This is a genomic window from Streptomyces sp. NH27 (genome assembly GCF_056859195.1).
This window is the reverse complement of the sequence record NZ_JACEGK010001122.1, coordinates 1-383: the sequence shown is the minus strand read 5'-3', so window position 1 is coordinate 383 and position 383 is coordinate 1. Positions and strand designations below refer to the sequence as shown.

The 383-nt window shown below is 36.8% G+C and carries 1 protein-coding gene; it reads right to left on the bottom strand.

Annotated features, from left to right (window positions below):
* Positions 1 to 39: 39 nt before the first annotated feature.
* Positions 40 to 357 (bottom strand): PTS sugar transporter subunit IIB, encoded by a 318-nt coding sequence (locus AC13HU_RS38330; protein WP_001151646.1) that lies wholly within the window; start codon positions 355 to 357, stop codon positions 40 to 42.
* Positions 358 to 383: the final 26 nt, after the last annotated feature.

Here is a 383-nt window from a genome sequence, read left to right as displayed (position 1 = left end):
GATTCTAAATTACTTTCATCCATAACATTCTCCTCAATCTTAGTCTAATAAACTTTCAGCTAAATCTAAGACTTTAGAACCATTCATCATTCCATAATCTGTCATCGGAATAACCGCCACAGGAATCTGTCTATCTTTTAGTTTTTCTTGAAAGTCCCCTAGTAAATAGCGAACTTGAGGACCTAAAAGCAACACATTTACTTCTTTTGTTGCTACAATTTCTTCTGCTTCAGGAGCTGGAACTGCAAAAATTTCTGCATCCAACCCCTTATCTTCTGCTGCCTTTTGCATCTTTGTCACTAGCAGACTTGTACTCATACCTGCTGCACATGCTAACATAATTGTTACTTTAGCCATAGCTTACTCCTTTATCACCTATTTAC

Bases quoted from the DNA above. Each gene is read 5' to 3' on its own strand.
- AC13HU_RS38330 (WP_001151646.1), bottom strand. From the start codon at position 357: ATGGCTAAAGTAACAATTATGTTAGCATGTGCAGCAGGTATGAGTACA.